The following is a 16,390-nucleotide window of genomic DNA, read 5'->3' on the forward strand; positions in this document are numbered from 1 at the left end:
CGGACGTGCTGGCGCCGTCTGCCCCGCGTCTCCGGGCGCTGCCGGCGGATGCGCTTGCGCCGGCTGCCGTCCGGGACCGGGCGGCGCTTCCGGCGGTGCTGCTACCGCTGGCCGCGGCGACGGTGATCGCCCTGGGCGACCTGTCCGGGCTGAGCAAGGCCGAGGTGGAGCGGATCTGGCTGCCCTTCCTGGTCTGGCTGCTCCCGGCCGTCGCATTGCTGCCGGCACGGAACCACCGGTGGTGGCTGGCCGGCCAGGCCCTGACCGCCATGGCCGTCAACCACCTGCTGTGGACGGTGTCCTGACCGACCGCGCGGCGGATCCGTTGGCGCGCCGGCCCGGAGCCCGAGGTCAACGCGGCGTTCCGACCGCGGCCGGCGCGCGCAGCGGGTCGACGGCGAAGGCCGTGACCCCGTCGGCGAACCGGACCCGCGCCGTGAAGCCGAGCAGTTCTCGCGCCCGCTGCGGGTCGGCGACGACGTGCCGCACGTCGGCCGGTCGGGCGCCGCCGACCACCAGGGGTGCCGGCCCGGCCATCGCCGCGGCGAGCGCCGTCGCCAGGTCGCCGACCGTGTGCGGTTCGCCGGAGCAGATGTTGACCGGGACCAGCGGTGCCGGCGGTGGGGTCGTCAGCGCCAGCAGGTTGGCCCGGGCCACGTCGGTGACGTGGACGAAGTCGCGCCGTTGGCGCCCGTCTTCGAGGACCCGCGGCGGCTCGCCGGCGGCCAGGGCCGAGCGGAAGATGGCGGCGACGCCGGCGTAGGGGGTGTCGCGCGGCATCCGTGGGCCGTAGACGTTGTGGTAGCGCAGCGCCCAGACAGTGCTGCCGGTTTGGCGGGCCCAGGCGCCGGCCAGGTGTTCCTGTGCGAGCTTGGTGGCCGCGTACGTGCTGCGCGGCTCGAGCGGCGCTTCCTCGGGAACCAGCAGCGAGGTCAGGGGCGCGGCGCAGCGGGGGCAGGCCGGGTCGAAGCGCCCGGCGGCCAGGTCTTCCTCCGCTCGGGGGCCGGGCCGGACCACGCCGTGGGTGACGCAGCGGTAGCGGCCCTCGCCGTAGACCACCATCGAGCTTGCCAACACCAACCGGTGTACGCCCGCCCGGTGCATCGCGGCCAGCAGGACCGCGGTGCCGTAGTCGTTGTGGCTGGCATAGTCCGGTGCGTCCGACGGGTCCAGGCCGTGGCCGACCATCGCCGCCTGGTGGCAGACCGCGTCGACGCCGGGCAGCAGGCGGGCGAGGAGGGCCGCGTCGCGCACGTCTCCCCGTACGACGTGCGGGTCTTCCGGGTTCGCGCCGTGTGCCTGCGGCAGCAGCGCGTCGAGGGCGACGACCTCGTGCCCGCCGGCGGCGAGCAGATCGGCGACGTGTGATCCGACGAACCCGGCCGCGCCGGTGACCAGTACCCGCATGGTCGTCAGGTTAGGCAGCCGAGCCCGGTTGGCAGGCCGGATCGGTCAACCCGTAGCACTTTGGTAATGCCGCAAATGCGGTCGTGGCGGGCCGCGCGCGTTTAGCCTCCGGCAGAGACCAATTCGCGGGAGGCGCGCGGTGCTGAGCCCCACAGGTGTTGCCGAGGCGATCCGGCGCGGCTGGCGCAGCCCGTTGCGCGGCCCGCGGCTCACCTCGTTCCTCGGCCTGATGCTGTTGCTGTCCCTGCCGCTGGTGATCATCACGGGGTTGCTCGACTACGCCGCCTACGGGCCGCGGTTCGGGCAGGCGTTCCCGACGCACGTGAGTTGGATGCGGCTTCCGCTCTTCGACTGGCCGACCCGGCCGGCGTGGCTGTTCCGGCTCACCCAGGGGCTGCATGTCGGCCTCGGCATCGTGCTGATCCCGGTGGTGCTGGCCAAGCTCTGGTCGGTGATACCCAGGCTGTTCGTGTGGCCGCCGGCCCGCTCGGCGGCGCAGGTCCTGGAGCGCCTGTCGCTGGTGCTGCTGGTCGGCGGGATCCTGTTCGAGATCGCGACCGGCGTGCTCGACATCCAGTACGCGTACCTGTTCGGCTTCGATTTCTACACCGCGCACTACTTCGGGGCGTGGGTGTTCATCGGCGCGTTCGTCGCACACGTGGCGCTGAAACTGCCCCGCCTGATCGCGACCCTGCGGCGGGGCCGGGTCCCCACGCCCGAACCACCCGACCCCGACGGCCTCGTGGCGTCGCGCCCCGGCCCGGTGACGGTCGGCCGCCGCGGCGCGCTGGCGCTGGTGGGCGGCGGCGCCCTCCTGCTGGCCGCGTTGACCTTCGGCCAGAGCATCGACGGCCCGCTGCGCCGCACCGCCCTGCTGTTGCCGCGGGGCCGCAACCCGGGCAACGGCCCGAACGGCTTCCAGGTCAACCGGAGCGCGGCGGCGGCCGGCATCCAGCCCGCGTCGACCGGCTCGGCGTGGCGCCTGACCCTGACCGGCGGTGGCCGCAGCGTCCTGCTCGACCGGGCCGCGCTGCTGGCGATGACCCAACACACGGCCCGGCTGCCGATCGCCTGCGTCGAGGGTTGGTCGACGATGCAGACCTGGACGGGTGTACGCCTCGCCGACCTCGCCACGCTCGCCGGGGTGCCGGAGCCGGCGTCGGCCCATGTCACCTCCCTCGAGCGAAACGGCTTGTTCCGCCAGGCGACCTTGCAGTCGAACCAGGTCGCCGACGACGATTCGCTGCTGGCGCTGCGGGTGAACGGTGCCGACCTGTCCGCGAATCATGGCTTCCCGGCCCGGGTCATCGTCCCGGCCCTGCCCGGCGTGCACTGCACCAAGTGGGTGGCGAGCATCGACTTCCGGCCCGGCGGCAATGGTTAGGCGGCGCCCGGCCTACGGCGCCGGCGCACCACACGCGGTGGTCCTGCTGGGCTGCTTCACCATCGCCGGCTGGGCGGTGTTCCTGGTCTCCGGCGAGGCGACCGTCTGGCGAATGGCACTCTGGTTCGTCGGTGCGGCGATCGCACACGACCTGGTGCTCTTCCCGGTCTACGCCGCGGTCGACCGCCGGTTGCGTCGGGCGACCCGAACCGACCTCGGGAACGAGGAGGGCAGGCCGGGTCGCGCGGCCGTGGCGGCCGACCGGGTTGCCGTTCTCAACCACATCCGGGTGCCGGCGTTGGGGGCCGCGCTGCTCTTTCTCGTGTTCCTGCCGGGCATTCTCAACCTGGGCGACGCGACCTACGCGGCCGCCACCGGAGAGCAGCGGGTTTCGTACGCCATTCGCTGGCTCTGGGTCAGTGGGGCGCTCTTCCTGCTCAGCGGCCTGGTTCTGGCGGTTCGGCTGGCGCGGCGGCGCTGAGGTCTGATTCTTCCGCCGCCAGGTGGCGGGTCAGTTCGCGGCGCGCGGTGCGCAGAGCGGCCGGATCGTGCGGCGGTAGGCAGGCGCCCTTGACGGTCAGGATGATCAAGGTGGCCAGGGCCGCGGCGCGCGGCTTCGGGATCGGGGCCAGCATTGCCTGGAGGGTGGTGCGCCAGCGGGCTTCGGATGCGGCCACGACCTCGGCCACCACGGGGTCGCGTTCGCCCTGCAGCGCCAGTTCGGTCAACACGTGGCCCAGTTGGGGGTCGCGCTCCAGCAGGGTGAAGAGCCGGCGCAGGTGGGCCGTCACGCGGGTGCGTGGGTCGGTGCTGGGCGGTGGAGTGGCGTTGCGCGCGAACGACTCGTGTGCGCGCTCGACCACCGCCCGGATGAGTTCCTCCTTGCTGGTCAGGTGGTAGTGCACGGTGGCGATGTTGACGCCGGCCGCCGCGGCCACGTCGCGCATGCGCAGGCCGGGTAGGCCGTTCTCGGCCACGCAGCGGTAGGCCGCGTCGACGATTTCGGCCCGCCTGGCATCGGTTCCGGCTCGCACCTTGCGACCGTACCCGGTTCGGGGCGTACTCTCCAATCAATCAGTTGATTGGAGAACTGCTCATGTCGAAGCGGACCCAGGCCGCGCTCAACGCGGTGATGCGTGCGGTGCTGGCCACACCCTTGCTGCACCGGGCGGTCAGCGGCCGGGTGCTGGTGATCGACGTGGTCGGCCGGCGTTCCGGTCACCGCTACCGCTTCCCGGTCGGCTACGTGCGGGGCGACGGGGAGTTGCTGGTCGGCACCGGTGGGCGCTGGCGGCGCAACCTGCGGCGCGGGCAGCGGGTGGAGGTCACCGTGGCGCGGCGGCGGCGCACGATGACCGCCGAGGTGGTCACCGACGAGAAGACGGCGGCGTCGCTCTACCGCACGATCCTGGCCCGGAATCCGGTGCACGGGCGCTACGCGCAGATCCGGCACGATGCCGACGGCACTCCCGACCGGGACGACCTGCGCGCCGCCTTGGCGCGCGGCGTCGCGGTGGTGCGCCTGCGGCCGGCCTGACGTCGGCAGGACGCTAGCGGGCGGCCACCGGGTCCCGGCCGATGAACGCGACCAGCCGCTCCACGGTGGACGCGCCGGCGCCCACCTCGACCTCGTACCCGAAGGTCTTTCCCGGGCCCCGGTAGGCGGGCCGCAACATCCCGCGGGCCGCGTCGAGGGCCGCCTGCGCCTCGGCGTCGGTGTAGGGGACCGGTTGCCCGGTCGCGACCGCGAGGTCCCAACCGTGCCCGACGTACTCGATCAGCATCATTCCGAGCAGCTTCGGGTCGGGCGCGGCGGCGACCGCCCGGCGGCTCGCGGCGGCGAACTCGCCGGCCGGGTCGGCCCCGCACCGGTAGGCGTTGGGGTCGACCGCGGGCTCCTCGGCCGCGGCCCGGGCCGCGAACGCGAGCAGCCAGCCGACCAGGTGATCGGTCAGCGCCGCCACGTCGAGGTCCGGGCACGGCGTGGGCAGCGTGCGCTGCTCCGGGCGAACCCCCTCGATCAGGGCGGTCGTCTTGCCCAGCACGGAAACGAGCATGACGGTGATGGTAGGGCCCCGGGCCGACCAGGCCCGGGACCCGAACCCGTGTTCAGCCGAACATCCCGGGCACGTAGTCGCCGGCCGGCTGCTGGGTGATGATGTTGATCCGGTTGAAGGCGTTGATGATGGCGATCGTGCCCACCAGGCCGGCGAGCTGGTCTTCGTCGTAGTGCTTGGCGGCGTTCGCCCACACCTCGTCGGGCACGCCGCCGTTACCGTCGGCGGTCCGGGTGCCCTGCTCCGCGAGTTCGAGGGCGGCACGCTCGGCCTCGGTGAACACCGTGGCCTCGCGCCAGGCGGCGACCAGGTGCAGGCGCAGCGGGGTCTCGCCGGCCGCGGCGGCGTCCTTCGTGTGCATGTCGACGCAGACGCTGCAGCCGTTGATCTGGCTCGCGCGCAGCAGCACCAGTTCCCGGGTCGACGCCGGCAGGGTCGAGTCCGCGATGGCCTTGCCGGCGGAGACGACGTACTTGAGGAACTTGCCGGCGACCGGGTTGCTGAAGAGGTTCAAGCGAGCATCCATGGTTCCACTCCTGTGCCGTTGGCGATGCTTACACCTGGGCGACGAACGGGGACGGCTGCGGGGGACACGCGGGATGCGCTGTTTCGGTTGAACCCGGCGAGGTCCGGGAAGACGATCGAAGTGCCGGGACCGAGTCGGCTGGAGGTAAGCCGTGACCAGAGTGCTGATCGTTACCGGAGAGGCATGATGGCCGGCCTCGAGGGAGTTGCCGAAGAGTTCGCCGGCGAACTGTCGTTGCGGCCGTTGCTGGAGCGCATCCTGCGGTGCGGGACCGGGTTGCTGGGTTGCGACGCCGGTTCCATCTCCAGCGTCGACGAGGCCGCCGGCACCTATCGCAAGGAAGCCGAGATCGGCGTCAAATGCCAGAGCGGCCGGGTGTTCCCGCTGGCCGACGGGATGACCGGCGAGGTCGTGCGGCGGCGCGGGCCGGTCTGGTTCGACCGGTACGACGACGTGGCCGGCGGCCACCTCGGCGAAGCCGACCGGACCGCGCTGCGCGCGGTGATCGGGGTGCCGATCGAATGGCGGGGCCGGATGATCGGCGCCTGCGTCGTGTTCAGCCGCGACGAGCGACGGGTGTTCACCGCTGGCGACGCCGACCTGCTCCGGGTGTTCGCCCGGCACGCCGCCGTGGCTCTGGTCAACGCCAACTCGCACGAGGCCGCCGAGGAGCGGGCCCGCCTGCAGGCCGCCGGTGCCGAACGCGAGCGCCTCCTCGTCGAGGTGCAGGGGCTGCTCGACAAGGGCCTGGTCGACCTGGTCGCCGAACTCGACCGAGCGGAGAGGTTCGCGCCGGCCACGGTCACCGGATACCTTCGGCGCGCCCGGGCGGAGGCGGAGAACACCATGGCGGCGGTACGCGAGTCGCTCGGCGCGGTCGGCCACTCGCCGCTGGAGGACCGGTCGCTGGACGAGGCGTTGCGCGCCGAACTCGGTTGGGCACAACGGGCCCGCGGCGCCAACGTGCGGCTGGTGGTCGCCGGAGCGCCGGTGCCGCTGGGCCGGGCGCTGGCCGAGCACGTGTTGAGCGTCGCGCAGGAGGCCGTCTCCAACATCGTCCGGCATTCCGGCGCGTCGACGATCCGGCTGGGGCTGGTCTACAACTCGGCCGCGCTGGCGTTGCTCGTACAGGATGACGGTCAGGGTTTCGAAGTCGACCCCGACGACCAGCGTGCCGGGGTCGGGCTGCGCCGGATGGCCGAGTTGTCGAGCAGCGTCGGTGGTTCGGCCACCGTCGAGTCGGTGCCCGGCTGGGGTACGAGCGTGCGGGCCTGGTTTCCCTACCAGCGGGCCGAGAGTGCCGACCTGGAGCGCCTCGACGTGCTGGTGGCGGCGGCCAGCCCGCTCATGCGCGCCGGGATATCCCGCCTGCTGGCCTGGTCGGGCGAGACTCTGGCCGTGGTCGGCGAGGCCGCCGGCGCCGACGACGCGCTCGCGGCGACGGCCTCCCTGCGGCCCGCGGTCGTGGTGCTCGGCCCGGATCTGCCCGACCAGGCCGACCTGGTCAGCCGGGTGATCGCGACGGGAGCCGAGGCCGGCACCACCGCCGTGGCCATGTGCGTCTCGGGCGATCATCACGCGGTCGCCGAGGCGCTGCTCGCCGGGGCGCAGGGCTGCGTCGAGACCACCGCCGACGGGCCGACCCTGGCCAGGGCGGTGGTGGCCGCCTCGCGGGGCGAGTCGCTGGTGCCGGACAGTGGGGTGTGGGTGGGCCGGCTGACCAGCGACGCCAACCCGGCCGGCCTGACCGCCCGGGAACTCGAGGTGCACGCGCTGGTCTGTCAGGGGCTGTCCGACAAGATGATCGCCGCCCGGCTGTCGATCGCGGTGAAGACCGTGGAGAAACACGTCGGCGCCGTGCTCCGGAAGACCGGTTCACGGGGCCGCGCCGAGTTGATCGCACACGGCCGGCCGGTGCGGTAGGGACCTTACCCATGCCGTGCGGGTGTTTTCCCTGATGCCGCGGTAGTGGCCGGGTTCCTAGCGTCGGTCTCATGGGTGTGGTGTCGCTCAAGGAGATCGTCGATCGGGCCAAGCGCGACGGGTACGGCGTCCCGGCGATCAACATCGTCAACGACCTGACGCTGGAGAGTGTGCTGGCCGGCGCGGTCGAACGGCGCTCACCGCTCATCGTGCAGACCTCGGTGAAGACGGTGAAGTCCATCGGCTCCGACGTGCTGTTCGCGATGTGGCGGGCGATGACCGCCGGCATCGAGGTGCCGGTGTGCCTGCACCTCGACCACTGCCCGGAGCGCGCCGTGATCACCGAGTGTCTCGACAAGGGCTGGAACTCGGTGCTGTTCGACGCCTCGACCATGCCGGTGGAGGAGAACCTGCGGCAGACGATCGAGGTGGTCGCCGAGGCCCGCACGCACGGCGCCCACGTCGAGGGCGAGATCGAGGCCATCAAGGGTGTCGAAGACGACATCGGCAGCGACGAGGCGTCCAAGCGCGAGTCGCTGGAGGTCTCGGTGCATTTCGTGGAGACCTCCGGCGTGGACGTGTTCGCGCCGTCGATCGGCAACGCGCACGGCGTCTACTCGGCCACGCCGCAGCTCGACGGGCAGCGGGTCAGCGACATCGTCGCGGCCACCGGCATCCCGATCGCGCTGCACGGTGGCACCGGCCTGACCGACGAGCAGTTCACCGACCTGATCGCGCGGGGCTGCGCGAAGGTCAACGTGTCCACCGCGCTCAAGGTCACCTACATGCAGTCGAACCTGGCTTTCCTGCGCGAGACCGAAGAGCGCGGCAAGTGGGACCCACCGTCGCTGTTCAGGCACGTCAGCGCCGACGTCACCGCGATGGCCGCCGGCTATGTCGACCGCTTCGGCAGCGCGGGGCGGGCCTGGTGACCGCGCTCATCTTCGACTGCGACGGTGTCCTGGCCGACACCGAACGCCACGGCCACCTGCCCGCGTTCAACCAGACCTTCGAGGAGTTCGGCCTGCCGGTGCGGTGGACCGAGGAGGAGTACGGCCGCAAGCTGGCGATCGGCGGCGGCAAGGAGCGCATGCGCAGCCTGTTGACGCCGGAGTTCGTCGCGGCCGCCGGTCTGCCGAGCGACCCGGAGAAACAGGCCGAGGCCGTCGCCGCCTGGCACCGCCGGAAGACCGAGATCTACACCGCCATGGTCGCCGCGGGCAAGCTGCCGCCCCGGCCCGGAATCGCGAGAATCACCGAGGAGGCGTACGCCGCCGACTGGTTGCTGGCGGTCGCCTCGACCTCGGCCGAACCGTCGGTGCGCGCGGTGCTGGAACACGCGGTGGGCCCGCGGCGGGCGCGCGACTTCACGGTGCTGGCCGGCGACATCGTGCCGAAGAAGAAGCCGGCCCCCGACATCTACCTGCTCGCCCTCGACCGCCTCGGAGTCGGGCCGGACGTGGCCGTCGTGGTCGAGGACTCCGGCAACGGCCTGGCCGCCGCCCGCGGTGCCGGGATCGCCTGCGTCGTCACGGTCAACGGCTACACCGCCGACGAGGACTTCACCGGCGCGGCGTTCGTCGTCGACTCGCTCGGCGAGCCCGGCGCCGACCCGATCACGGTGCTCGCCAACGACAGCCGGGCGACCCCCGGCGACTACGTCACGCTGGCCGACCTCGCGGCCGTCTGCGTCGAAAGGGACACCTGATGACCGACAAACCGCTGCCCGCCGTGGAGTTCGTGGTGCGGACGATCGCGGACACCGCCATCGCCAACGAGAAGTACTTCGGCGACCTCGACGCCGTCGTCGGTGACGGGGACTTCGGCTATTCGCTCGCCCGCGGCTTCGAACTCGTCATCCGCGACTGGGACAGCTTCGACCGCACCGACGCCGCCACCTTCCTGCGCAAGGTCGCGGTCGTCATCACCAGCCGGATCGGGGGCACCTCCGGGCCGTTGTGGGGCACGGCCTTCCTGCGCGCCGCGACCGCCGCCACCGGAAAGTCCGAACTGGACGGTGCCACCGCGGTCGCGATGCTGCGCGCGGCGATCGAGGGCATCAAGGCCCGCGGCAACGCCAGCCTCGGCGACAAGACCCTGCTCGACGCGCTCGTGCCGGCCACCGACGAGATCGAGCGCCAGATCGGCCTCGGCAGCGACGGGCCGACCACGGTGCGGGCCGCCGCGACCGTGGCCCGGGCCAGCGCCGACGAGACGGCCAAGCTCGAGGCCCGCCGCGGCCGGGCCGCCTACACCGGCGAGCGCAGCATCGGCAGCGTCGACCCGGGAGCCGTCGCCGTCGCCGTGAACCTTGAAGCCCTGGCCGAGAAGTGGCCCGCCGCATCCTGAAAGGGAACCGCTATGAAGAAGTTCGTCAACGACCCGAACCAGTATGTCGCCGAGATGCTCACGGGCATCGCGTTGGCCAACCCGGACACGCTTCGCTACGTGCCCGACTACAACCTGATCATGCGGGCCGACGCACCCAACGACGACAAGGTCTCGATCATCCAGGGCTCCGGCTCCGGCCACGAGCCCGCACACGTGATGAGCGTCGGCAAGGGCATGCTCGACGCCGCCTGCCCCGGCGACGTGTTCTCCGCGCCGCCGATGGACTACGTGCTGGAGTCCAGCAAGATGCTCGCCTCGCCGAAGGGCGTGCTGCATCTGATCAACAACTACACCGGTGACCGGATGGCCTTCGACATGGGCAAGGAGATGGCCGAAGCGGAAGGTGTACGGATCGAGACGGTTCTGGTCGACGACGACGTCGCGGTGTCCGACTCCACGTACACCGTCGGCCGGCGCGGTGTCGCGGGGAACTTCTTCGTGATGAAGGTGGTCGGCGCGGCCGCCGAGCAGGGCGCCGACATCGACGAGCTGGTACGACTCGGCAACAAGGTCAACTCCGTCACCCGCACGATGGGCATGGCGCTGACCTCGTGCACGCCGCCCGCGAAGGGTTCGCCGCTGTTCGAACTGGGCGACGACGAGATGGAGATGGGCGTCGGCATCCACGGGGAGCCCGGCCGCCGCCGCGAGAAGCTGCACAACGCCAACGAGATCGTCGACGAGCTGCTCGAGGCGGTCGTGCCGGACCTGCCCTACCAGAAGGGTGACAACGTCGCCCTCATGATCAACGGCCTGGGCGGCACGCCGATCAGCGAGCTCTACCTGCTCTACGGTCACGCCCACGAGCAGCTCGAGGCCCGCGGCATGCACGTACAGCGCAACTACGTCGGCGAGTACTGCACCTCGCTCGACATGGCCGGCGCGTCGCTGACCCTGGTCAAGCTCGACGACGAGATCGTCGAAGGGCTGGCCGCGCCGGCCGAAACGGCGATCCGCACCTTCTAGGGCACGAAGCGCACTTCCGGGAACGCCGCGGTCGGGCCGTCGAGCAGGCGGCCCCGGCGGCGGCGCAGGTGCAGGTCGAAGAAGGCGAGTGGGTAGGCCTGCTGGATCCGCACCGCGCGGGCGGGGTCGAGGCCGTCGTGCACGCCGATCTGCGGCAGCAGCCATTGATGGTCGACATAGGACGAATGAACGGCACCGTCGGCCTGCACGTTAAGCCGCCAGCCCCGCAGCAGCGACCAGAACTCCGCGACGGCCTCCGCGCCCGTCCGGTTGAACTCGGCGGTCATCAGCATGAACGGCCGGTCGGTCGCGGCCGGCCGCGGTTGCGACTCCATCGGGCCGTCGAGGCTGAGCCCGGCCCGGACCCGCCGGTCGACGTTCATCACCAGGGCGGTGGCGGTCGCGCCCTTCGACCAGCCGAACATGCCGATCCGGCCCGGGTCCAGTGTCGCGCCCAACCCGGCCGGCAGCCGACGGCGCTCCGCGTCCGGGTTGCGGCCGGCGGCCAGGTCCGCGACGCGGTCGAGCACGAACCGGATGTCCTGTGTGGAGTCCCAGGGGGTGAACGGCACGTCGTCGCGGTCGACGGCCAGCCGGCCGTCGGGGAACTCGACGAACGCGTCGTAGGTGTGGTCGACCGTGACCACGACGTAGCCGTGGCTGGCCAGTCCCTGGACCACGACGCTGGCCTCGGAGCGGTGCCCGCCGGCACCGTGCGAGAACACGACCACCGGCCGCCGGCCGGGGAGCGCGGGCGCTCCCACGTGGCCCGCCGTGAGCGGGGCGGCCGCGACGTCGGGGTCGAAGCCGGCCGACTCGAGCAGCGCGCGCAACGGGGCCTCGGGCATCCATTCCGCCACCGGGTGGCGGCGGGCGTCGTGGGTGGCCGGATACCAGACACTGGCCATCAGTTCGCGGTGGTGGCCCGGCCCGGCGACCGGATCGGGTCGGGACCGGTCGACGAGGTGCAGGTCGACGATCCCGATCCGGTGCGGCCCGGTTGGTCGGGGCAGCGTGAGCCGGGCCGGTGCGGCCGACGCGCGGCCGGCGCCGCCGAGTGGCACGGCGATGCCGGTCGCCAGCGCGGTCACCAGCAGGCGCCGGCGGGTCAGGGCGGCGGTCATCGGTCCTCCTGGGTGTCGGTGGTCTCGACCCGCTCGATGAGCAGCTTCAGCCGCCCGATCTCCTCGGCCAGTGCGGTGTTGCCGGCGGGCGTCAGCGTGACCCAGGTGCGGCCGCGCTTGCCCTCGTAGCCCTTTTCCACGGCCACCAGGTCGGCGTTTTCGAGCACGGCGAGGTGCTGGGAGAGGTTGCCGGCGGTCAGTCGCAACTGGGTGCGCAGGTAGCCGAACTCGACCCGGCGGGCCTCGTGTGCGATCGTCAGGATCCCCAGCCGGACCCGCTGGTGCACCACGTCGTCGAGGCCGGTGACCGGGTGGGCGGGGTCGGGGTGGGTCACCGTTGCCACCGGCGGGCAAGGCCGAAACAAACCGCCCCGAGCAGCAGCACGCCCCCGTTGATCACGTGCTGCGGCATGAACGCTGTCTCGGCTCCCCACTTGGCGCCCCAGCCGAAGTTGATCGGGACCAGGACGAACACCAGGTAGCCGAGGGTGAAGACGAGCAGCGCGACGTGGCGCTCGAGCCAGGCCAGGACCAGCAACGCCACCCCGATCGTGCCTTCCGGCGCGATCAGCCGGTCGAGCAGCATCACCCAGGACGGCAACGGCTCGGTCGGCGGTTGGTGGTAGCTCCAGTAGATGTAGACCGACAGCCACGCGACCGCGGACAGCACGGCCAGGCCGACGCCGGTGAGCACGTAGGGCAGCACCCGGGCGCCCAGGCCGCGGGCGCGGGTGACGCGCACGGCGTACATGGCGATGCCGGTGTAGGCCAGCAACAGCGCCGGAAGCCAGTAGAGCCCCCGATCGAGACCCCGAACGCGGCACGCGTCGGCGCCGTCGGTGAACGCCTGCGCGCAGTCGCTGTGCAGCGAATACCAATGGGCTGGGATCGACGCGAACGACACCACAGCCAGCACCAGCAGCGCGACCCAGGTCACCCGCTGGTCAAGGCGCACCCGGTGAGCCAGGGCGCGCACCTCCGACAGCAGCCGGTGGGGGTCGCCACCGGCGTGTACCGAATCAGTGGTCATGCCAACAGGTTTCCATAACAAACCAATTGGCGCTAGTACCAACTTGGGACGGGAAAATCGACGGTGACGGTGAGGCCGCCGCCCGGGTTGGGCAGCAGGCGCAGGTCGGCGGCGTGGCTCTCGGCGATGGCCCGCACGATGGCCAGACCCAGGCCGCTGCCGCCGCCGCGGTGCGCCCGGGCCGGTCCGAGGCGCTGGAACGGTCGCACGATCAGCTCGACGGCGTCCGCCGGCACGACCGGACCGGTGTTGCTGATCGTCAGCACGGCCCGCTCGCCGCGCGTGCGGGTCGAGACGTCGACCCGGCCGCCCTCGACGTTGTAGCGGACCGCGTTGTCGATCAGGTTGTCGACCAGGCTGGCCAGCAACGTCGGATCGGCGCGGGGCACGACCGCCGGTTGGAGATCGGTGCGGACGATGCTCGGGGTATCGGCGCCGGCCACGAGCGCCGCCAGGTCGACCGGTTCGCCGGCCAGCGGGCCCTGTTCGCCCCGTGCCAGCGCCAGCAGCGCGGCGACCAGCCGTTCCTGCTGTTCGCCGAGAGCCAGCAGGTCCGCATACCCGGCTCGGAACGACGCCACGTCGGCGTCCGGGTCGGCCAGGGTGACCTGGATCAGCGTCCGTTGGACGGTCAACGGGGTACGCAGTTCGTGCGACGCGTCGGCCACGAACCGCCGTTGTGCGGCGTAGGCGGCGTCCAGCCGTTCGTAGAGCCCGGCCAGCGTGGCGGACAGGTCGGCGAACTCCGCGTAGCGCCCGAGTTCGCCGTGCTCGGGCAGCCGGTCGGGGGTCGCGCCCTCGGCCGCCGACGTCAGCTCCCGCAACGGCCGCAACGCCCGCCCGGCGAGCGCCCAGCCGACCGGCGCGGCCACCAACGCGACCACGATCAGCCCCGCGGCGACGGCCAGCAGCACCTGCCCGGTGTTGCTGGCCGTGCCCGTGCCACCGGCCGCACCAACCGCCTGGGTGGACCCGCCGGTCCAGGCGCCGAACCCCGCGACCGCCACCGGCACCGCGCCCAACACGACCGTTGCCGACGCGTAGACCACCGCGAGCCGGGTTCGCAGCCGCGGCCGCTCAGTCGCCGGCACGGTAGCCGCCCTCGCGTACGGTCGTGATGATCGATGGCTCGCCGAGCTTGGCCCGCAGCCGGCCGAGCGTGGTCTTGACCGTGGTGGTGAACGGGTTGGCGGCCTCGTCCCAGACGTGGTCGAGCAGTTCCTCGGCCGACACCACCAGACCGGGCCGCGCCAACAGGTGTGCCAGCACCGCGAACTCCTTGGGGGTCAGGGCCACCGGTCGGCCGCCGCGGGTCACGGTGCGCCGGGCCGGGTCGAGTTCCACGTCCGCGCAGCGCAGCACGGGCGGCACCGGCGGCACGGATCGCCGGCCGAGCGCCCGCACCCGGGCGAGGAGTTCGGGAAAGTCGAACGGCTTGGTCAGATAGTCGTCGGCACCGAGATCCAGACCGTGTACGCGCTCCGCGAGCGTGCCGGCCGCGGTCAGCATCAGGACCCGGGCGGCCAGCCCGCGGGCGGCGACCTGCCGGCACACCTCGTCGCCGGAAACGGTCGGCAGGTCACGATCGAGGACCAGCACGTCGTACGGCGTCACGTCGAGCCGTTCCAGCGCCGCGCCGCCGTCGGTGACCACGTCGACGGCGATGCCCGCGCGGCGCAACCCGGCCCCGATCGTCTGGGCGAGCAGTTCGTGATCCTCGACGACGAGCACCCGCATCGGCTCAGCATGCCAGCGCCCAGGTGACAGTGCGGTGACGCGCGACTGTGACCGGGCTGTCACCGGCGGCGGCGTAGACATCGGCGGCATGATCCTGGAGACCGAGGCACTCGCCAAGCGATACCGGCGCCGTTGGGCGCTGCGCGACTGCACGCTGGCCGTGCCCGAGGGCGCGATCGTCGGCCTGGTCGGGCCGAACGGCGCCGGCAAGACCACCCTGTTACAGCTGATCGTCGGCCTGCTGCCGCCATCCGACGGCGCGGTGCGGGTGCTCGGCGGCACCCCGGACGCGGCGATGCGCTCCGGCCGGGTCGGGTTCGTCGCGCAGGACACCCCGACGTACGCCGGCCTGACCGTCGCCGACCACCTGAGCCTGGGCGGCTGGCTCAATGCGAAGCGCTGGGACGCGGCCGGGGCGCGACAGCGGGTGGAACGGCTGGGCCTGCCACCCGGCCAGCGGGCCGGCCGCCTGTCCGGCGGCCAGCGCGCCCAGCTGGCCCTGACGCTGGCCCTGTCGAAACACCCCGACCTGCTGGTCCTCGACGAACCGGTGGCCAGCCTCGATCCGCTGGCCCGCCGCGCGTTCCTGGACGAGACGGTGGCGGCGGCGACGGCCACCGGCACCGCCGTCGTGCTCTCCACCCACCTGGTCGCCGACCTGGCACACATCTGCACCCACGTGGTCGTCCTGGCCGGCGGGCGGGTCCGCCTCGCCGCCCCGATCGACGTCTCGCCGGTGGAGTTGGAACGCGTGGTCCTCGACGAACTCGGCCGGGGGGTGGTCGCATGAGCCGGCTCGCACTACGCCAGTTCCGCACGTCGGCCTGGACCGCTGTGGTGGGCCTCGCCCTCGTCGCGGCGGCCGTCGTGGCCACCCGGCCGCACTTCGTCACGGCCGCCCGGCGGGCCTGTGGAGCGGACCCCGACTGCCCGGCCATCACCGGACTGGCGCTCGACAACGCGGCCGCGCGTACCGCCGCCGGGTTGGTCGTGATCCTGGCTCCGGCGCTGATCGGCGCGTTCTGGGGAGCGCCGCTGGTCGCCCGGGAGTTCGAGGCCGGCACCCATCAACTCGTCTGGACGCAGAGCATCGGCCGCACCCGTTGGCTGGCCGGAAAGCTGGCGGTGGCCGGCACCGCGACCGTCGTGGCGTCGGCGTCGCTCAGCGCGCTGGTGACGTGGTGGGCGGCGCCGCTGGACCACGGGGCCGGCTACGCGACGTTCGACCAGCGCGACATCGTCCCGATCGGGTACGCGCTGTTCGCGTTCGCCCTGGGCCTGGCCGCGGGCCTGGTCACCCGGCGGACGCTGCCGGCCATGGCGCTGACCCTGGCCGGCCTGCTCGCGGCGCGGATCGCGGTCACCGAGTGGATCCGGCCGCTGATCGCCGCGCCGCGGGTGGTGACGACGCCGCTCGACCCCGACAACACCGGTTACGGCTGGGGCGGCAACATCCTGCTAGGGGTCGGAGAGAGCACGCTGCAACCGCGGACGCCGGACCTGCCGGACGCCTGGATCCAGTCGGTCCGCGTCGTCGACGCCGCGGGAGCCTCCCTGACCGACCAGACGCTGCGGGCGACCTGCCCGACGCTCGAAACCGGCGGCCACGGCCCGGCCGGCCCGGCGCCCGAGGCCGTCCGGCAGCAGTTGCATGACTGCGTCGCCCGGATCGGTGAGCAGCACCACGTGGTGGTCACCTACCAGCCCGGCGACCGTTACTGGACGTTTCAGTGGTGGGAGTTGGCGGTCTTCCTGCTGGGCGCGGGGCTGCTCGTCGGCTACGCCTGCTATCGCCTGCGCCGCGGCACATCCTGACCCACCGGCGTTTCGATCTCCAGCACCGGG

General features: G+C 72.5%; 18 protein-coding genes and 2 pseudogenes. 11 read left to right on the top strand and 9 right to left on the bottom strand.

The genetic code is table 11. The features are described from left to right. Window positions 1-305: pseudogene (locus AB0J74_RS09910) on the top strand (hypothetical protein); the annotation flags it as partial. A gap of 46 nt (window positions 306-351) precedes the next feature. Here AB0J74_RS09910 and AB0J74_RS09915 read toward each other — a convergent pair. Beyond that, a complete protein-coding gene (locus AB0J74_RS09915; protein WP_363446527.1) occupies window positions 352-1,407 on the bottom strand; it encodes an NAD-dependent epimerase/dehydratase family protein in 1,056 nt (351 codons plus the stop codon). Window positions 1,408-1,573: 166 nt separating this feature from the next. Here AB0J74_RS09915 and AB0J74_RS09920 point away from each other — a divergent pair. Both AB0J74_RS09920 and AB0J74_RS09925 read left to right on the top strand, forming a co-directional pair. Then, window positions 1,574-2,791: pseudogene (locus AB0J74_RS09920) on the top strand (molybdopterin-dependent oxidoreductase); the annotation flags it as partial. Beyond that, on the top strand, window positions 2,784-3,272 hold the full coding sequence (locus AB0J74_RS09925; RefSeq protein WP_363446529.1) for a hypothetical protein: 489 nt from the start codon (window positions 2,784-2,786) through the stop codon (window positions 3,270-3,272). The pseudogene AB0J74_RS09920 and the gene AB0J74_RS09925, both read left to right, overlap by 8 nt. On the opposite strand, the gene AB0J74_RS09930 is transcribed toward AB0J74_RS09925, so the two are convergent. Beyond that, entirely contained in the window at window positions 3,229-3,825 is a 597-nt protein-coding gene (locus AB0J74_RS09930) for a TetR/AcrR family transcriptional regulator (protein ID WP_363446531.1), read from the bottom strand. The genes AB0J74_RS09925 and AB0J74_RS09930 overlap by 44 nt on opposite strands. Window positions 3,826-3,887: 62 nt before the next feature. On the opposite strand from AB0J74_RS09930, the gene AB0J74_RS09935 reads away from it, so the two are divergent. Continuing rightward, window positions 3,888-4,328, top strand: coding sequence for a nitroreductase family deazaflavin-dependent oxidoreductase (locus AB0J74_RS09935; protein WP_363446533.1), 441 nt, complete (start codon window positions 3,888-3,890; stop codon window positions 4,326-4,328). Between the two features lie 13 nt (window positions 4,329-4,341). Here AB0J74_RS09935 and AB0J74_RS09940 read toward each other — a convergent pair whose 3' ends face one another. Both AB0J74_RS09940 and AB0J74_RS09945 read right to left on the bottom strand, forming a co-directional pair. Beyond that, on the bottom strand, window positions 4,342-4,848 hold the full coding sequence (locus AB0J74_RS09940) for a TIGR03086 family metal-binding protein (protein ID WP_363446535.1): 507 nt from the start codon (window positions 4,846-4,848) through the stop codon (window positions 4,342-4,344). A gap of 52 nt (window positions 4,849-4,900) precedes the next feature. Beyond that, window positions 4,901-5,374: a carboxymuconolactone decarboxylase family protein gene (locus AB0J74_RS09945; protein WP_363446537.1), complete on the bottom strand. Its 474-nt coding sequence runs from the start codon at window positions 5,372-5,374 to the stop codon at window positions 4,901-4,903. 183 nt (window positions 5,375-5,557) lie between these two features. Between AB0J74_RS09945 and AB0J74_RS09950 the strand changes: the two genes are divergently transcribed. The 5 genes from AB0J74_RS09950 (at window position 5,558) to dhaK (ending at window position 10,654) form a co-directional block, all read left to right on the top strand. Next, window positions 5,558-7,297: a GAF domain-containing protein gene (locus AB0J74_RS09950; protein WP_363446539.1), complete on the top strand. Its 1,740-nt coding sequence runs from the start codon at window positions 5,558-5,560 to the stop codon at window positions 7,295-7,297. Between the two features lie 71 nt (window positions 7,298-7,368). Next, window positions 7,369-8,229, top strand: coding sequence for a class II fructose-bisphosphate aldolase (locus AB0J74_RS09955; RefSeq protein ID WP_363446541.1), 861 nt, complete (start codon window positions 7,369-7,371; stop codon window positions 8,227-8,229). Then, window positions 8,226-9,005 carry an HAD-IA family hydrolase gene (locus tag AB0J74_RS09960; RefSeq protein WP_363446543.1) on the top strand — a complete coding sequence of 260 codons (780 nt, stop codon included), beginning with the start codon at window positions 8,226-8,228 and terminating at the stop codon, window positions 9,003-9,005. Before AB0J74_RS09955 ends, AB0J74_RS09960 begins: the two co-directional genes overlap by 4 nt. After that, a complete protein-coding gene (gene dhaL / locus AB0J74_RS09965; protein ID WP_363446544.1) occupies window positions 9,005-9,646 on the top strand; it encodes a dihydroxyacetone kinase subunit DhaL in 642 nt (213 codons plus the stop codon). Before AB0J74_RS09960 ends, dhaL begins: the two co-directional genes overlap by 1 nt. Before the next feature lie 12 nt (window positions 9,647-9,658). Continuing rightward, complete coding sequence (gene dhaK / locus AB0J74_RS09970; protein WP_363446545.1) at window positions 9,659-10,654, top strand: dihydroxyacetone kinase subunit DhaK; 996 nt, start codon at window positions 9,659-9,661, stop codon at window positions 10,652-10,654. Here dhaK and AB0J74_RS09975 read toward each other — a convergent pair. From AB0J74_RS09975 to AB0J74_RS09995, 5 genes are read right to left on the bottom strand one after another with little or no spacing between them, the layout of a single operon-like run. Further along, window positions 10,651-11,778 carry an acetylhydrolase gene (locus AB0J74_RS09975; RefSeq protein ID WP_363446546.1) on the bottom strand — a complete coding sequence of 376 codons (1,128 nt, stop codon included), beginning with the start codon at window positions 11,776-11,778 and terminating at the stop codon, window positions 10,651-10,653. The two genes, dhaK and AB0J74_RS09975, sit on opposite strands and share 4 nt — an antisense overlap. Continuing rightward, complete coding sequence (locus AB0J74_RS09980) at window positions 11,775-12,113, bottom strand: transcriptional regulator (protein WP_363446548.1); 339 nt, start codon at window positions 12,111-12,113, stop codon at window positions 11,775-11,777. Before AB0J74_RS09980 ends, AB0J74_RS09975 begins: the two co-directional genes overlap by 4 nt. Continuing rightward, window positions 12,110-12,808 carry a hypothetical protein gene (locus AB0J74_RS09985; RefSeq protein WP_363446550.1) on the bottom strand — a complete coding sequence of 233 codons (699 nt, stop codon included), beginning with the start codon at window positions 12,806-12,808 and terminating at the stop codon, window positions 12,110-12,112. The genes AB0J74_RS09980 and AB0J74_RS09985 overlap by 4 nt, the downstream gene beginning before the upstream one ends. Window positions 12,809-12,840: 32 nt before the next feature. Beyond that, window positions 12,841-13,899: a HAMP domain-containing sensor histidine kinase gene (locus AB0J74_RS09990; protein WP_363446552.1), complete on the bottom strand. Its 1,059-nt coding sequence runs from the start codon at window positions 13,897-13,899 to the stop codon at window positions 12,841-12,843. Further along, window positions 13,886-14,545, bottom strand: coding sequence for a response regulator transcription factor (locus AB0J74_RS09995; protein WP_363446554.1), 660 nt, complete (start codon window positions 14,543-14,545; stop codon window positions 13,886-13,888). The genes AB0J74_RS09990 and AB0J74_RS09995 overlap by 14 nt, the downstream gene beginning before the upstream one ends. A gap of 34 nt (window positions 14,546-14,579) precedes the next feature. On the opposite strand from AB0J74_RS09995, the gene AB0J74_RS10000 reads away from it, so the two are divergent. Beyond that, window positions 14,580-15,335 (top strand): ABC transporter ATP-binding protein, encoded by a 756-nt coding sequence (locus AB0J74_RS10000; RefSeq protein ID WP_363446556.1) that lies wholly within the window; start codon window positions 14,580-14,582, stop codon window positions 15,333-15,335. Then, window positions 15,332-16,360 (top strand): ABC transporter permease, encoded by a 1,029-nt coding sequence (locus tag AB0J74_RS10005; RefSeq protein ID WP_363446558.1) that lies wholly within the window; start codon window positions 15,332-15,334, stop codon window positions 16,358-16,360. The genes AB0J74_RS10000 and AB0J74_RS10005 overlap by 4 nt, the downstream gene beginning before the upstream one ends. The last annotated feature ends 30 nt before the right edge of the window (window positions 16,361-16,390 follow it).

Origin of the sequence: Asanoa sp. NPDC049573, assembly GCF_040676615.1 — a bacterium.
In the GTDB taxonomy this organism is placed as follows: Bacteria; Actinomycetota; Actinomycetes; order Mycobacteriales; family Micromonosporaceae; genus Asanoa.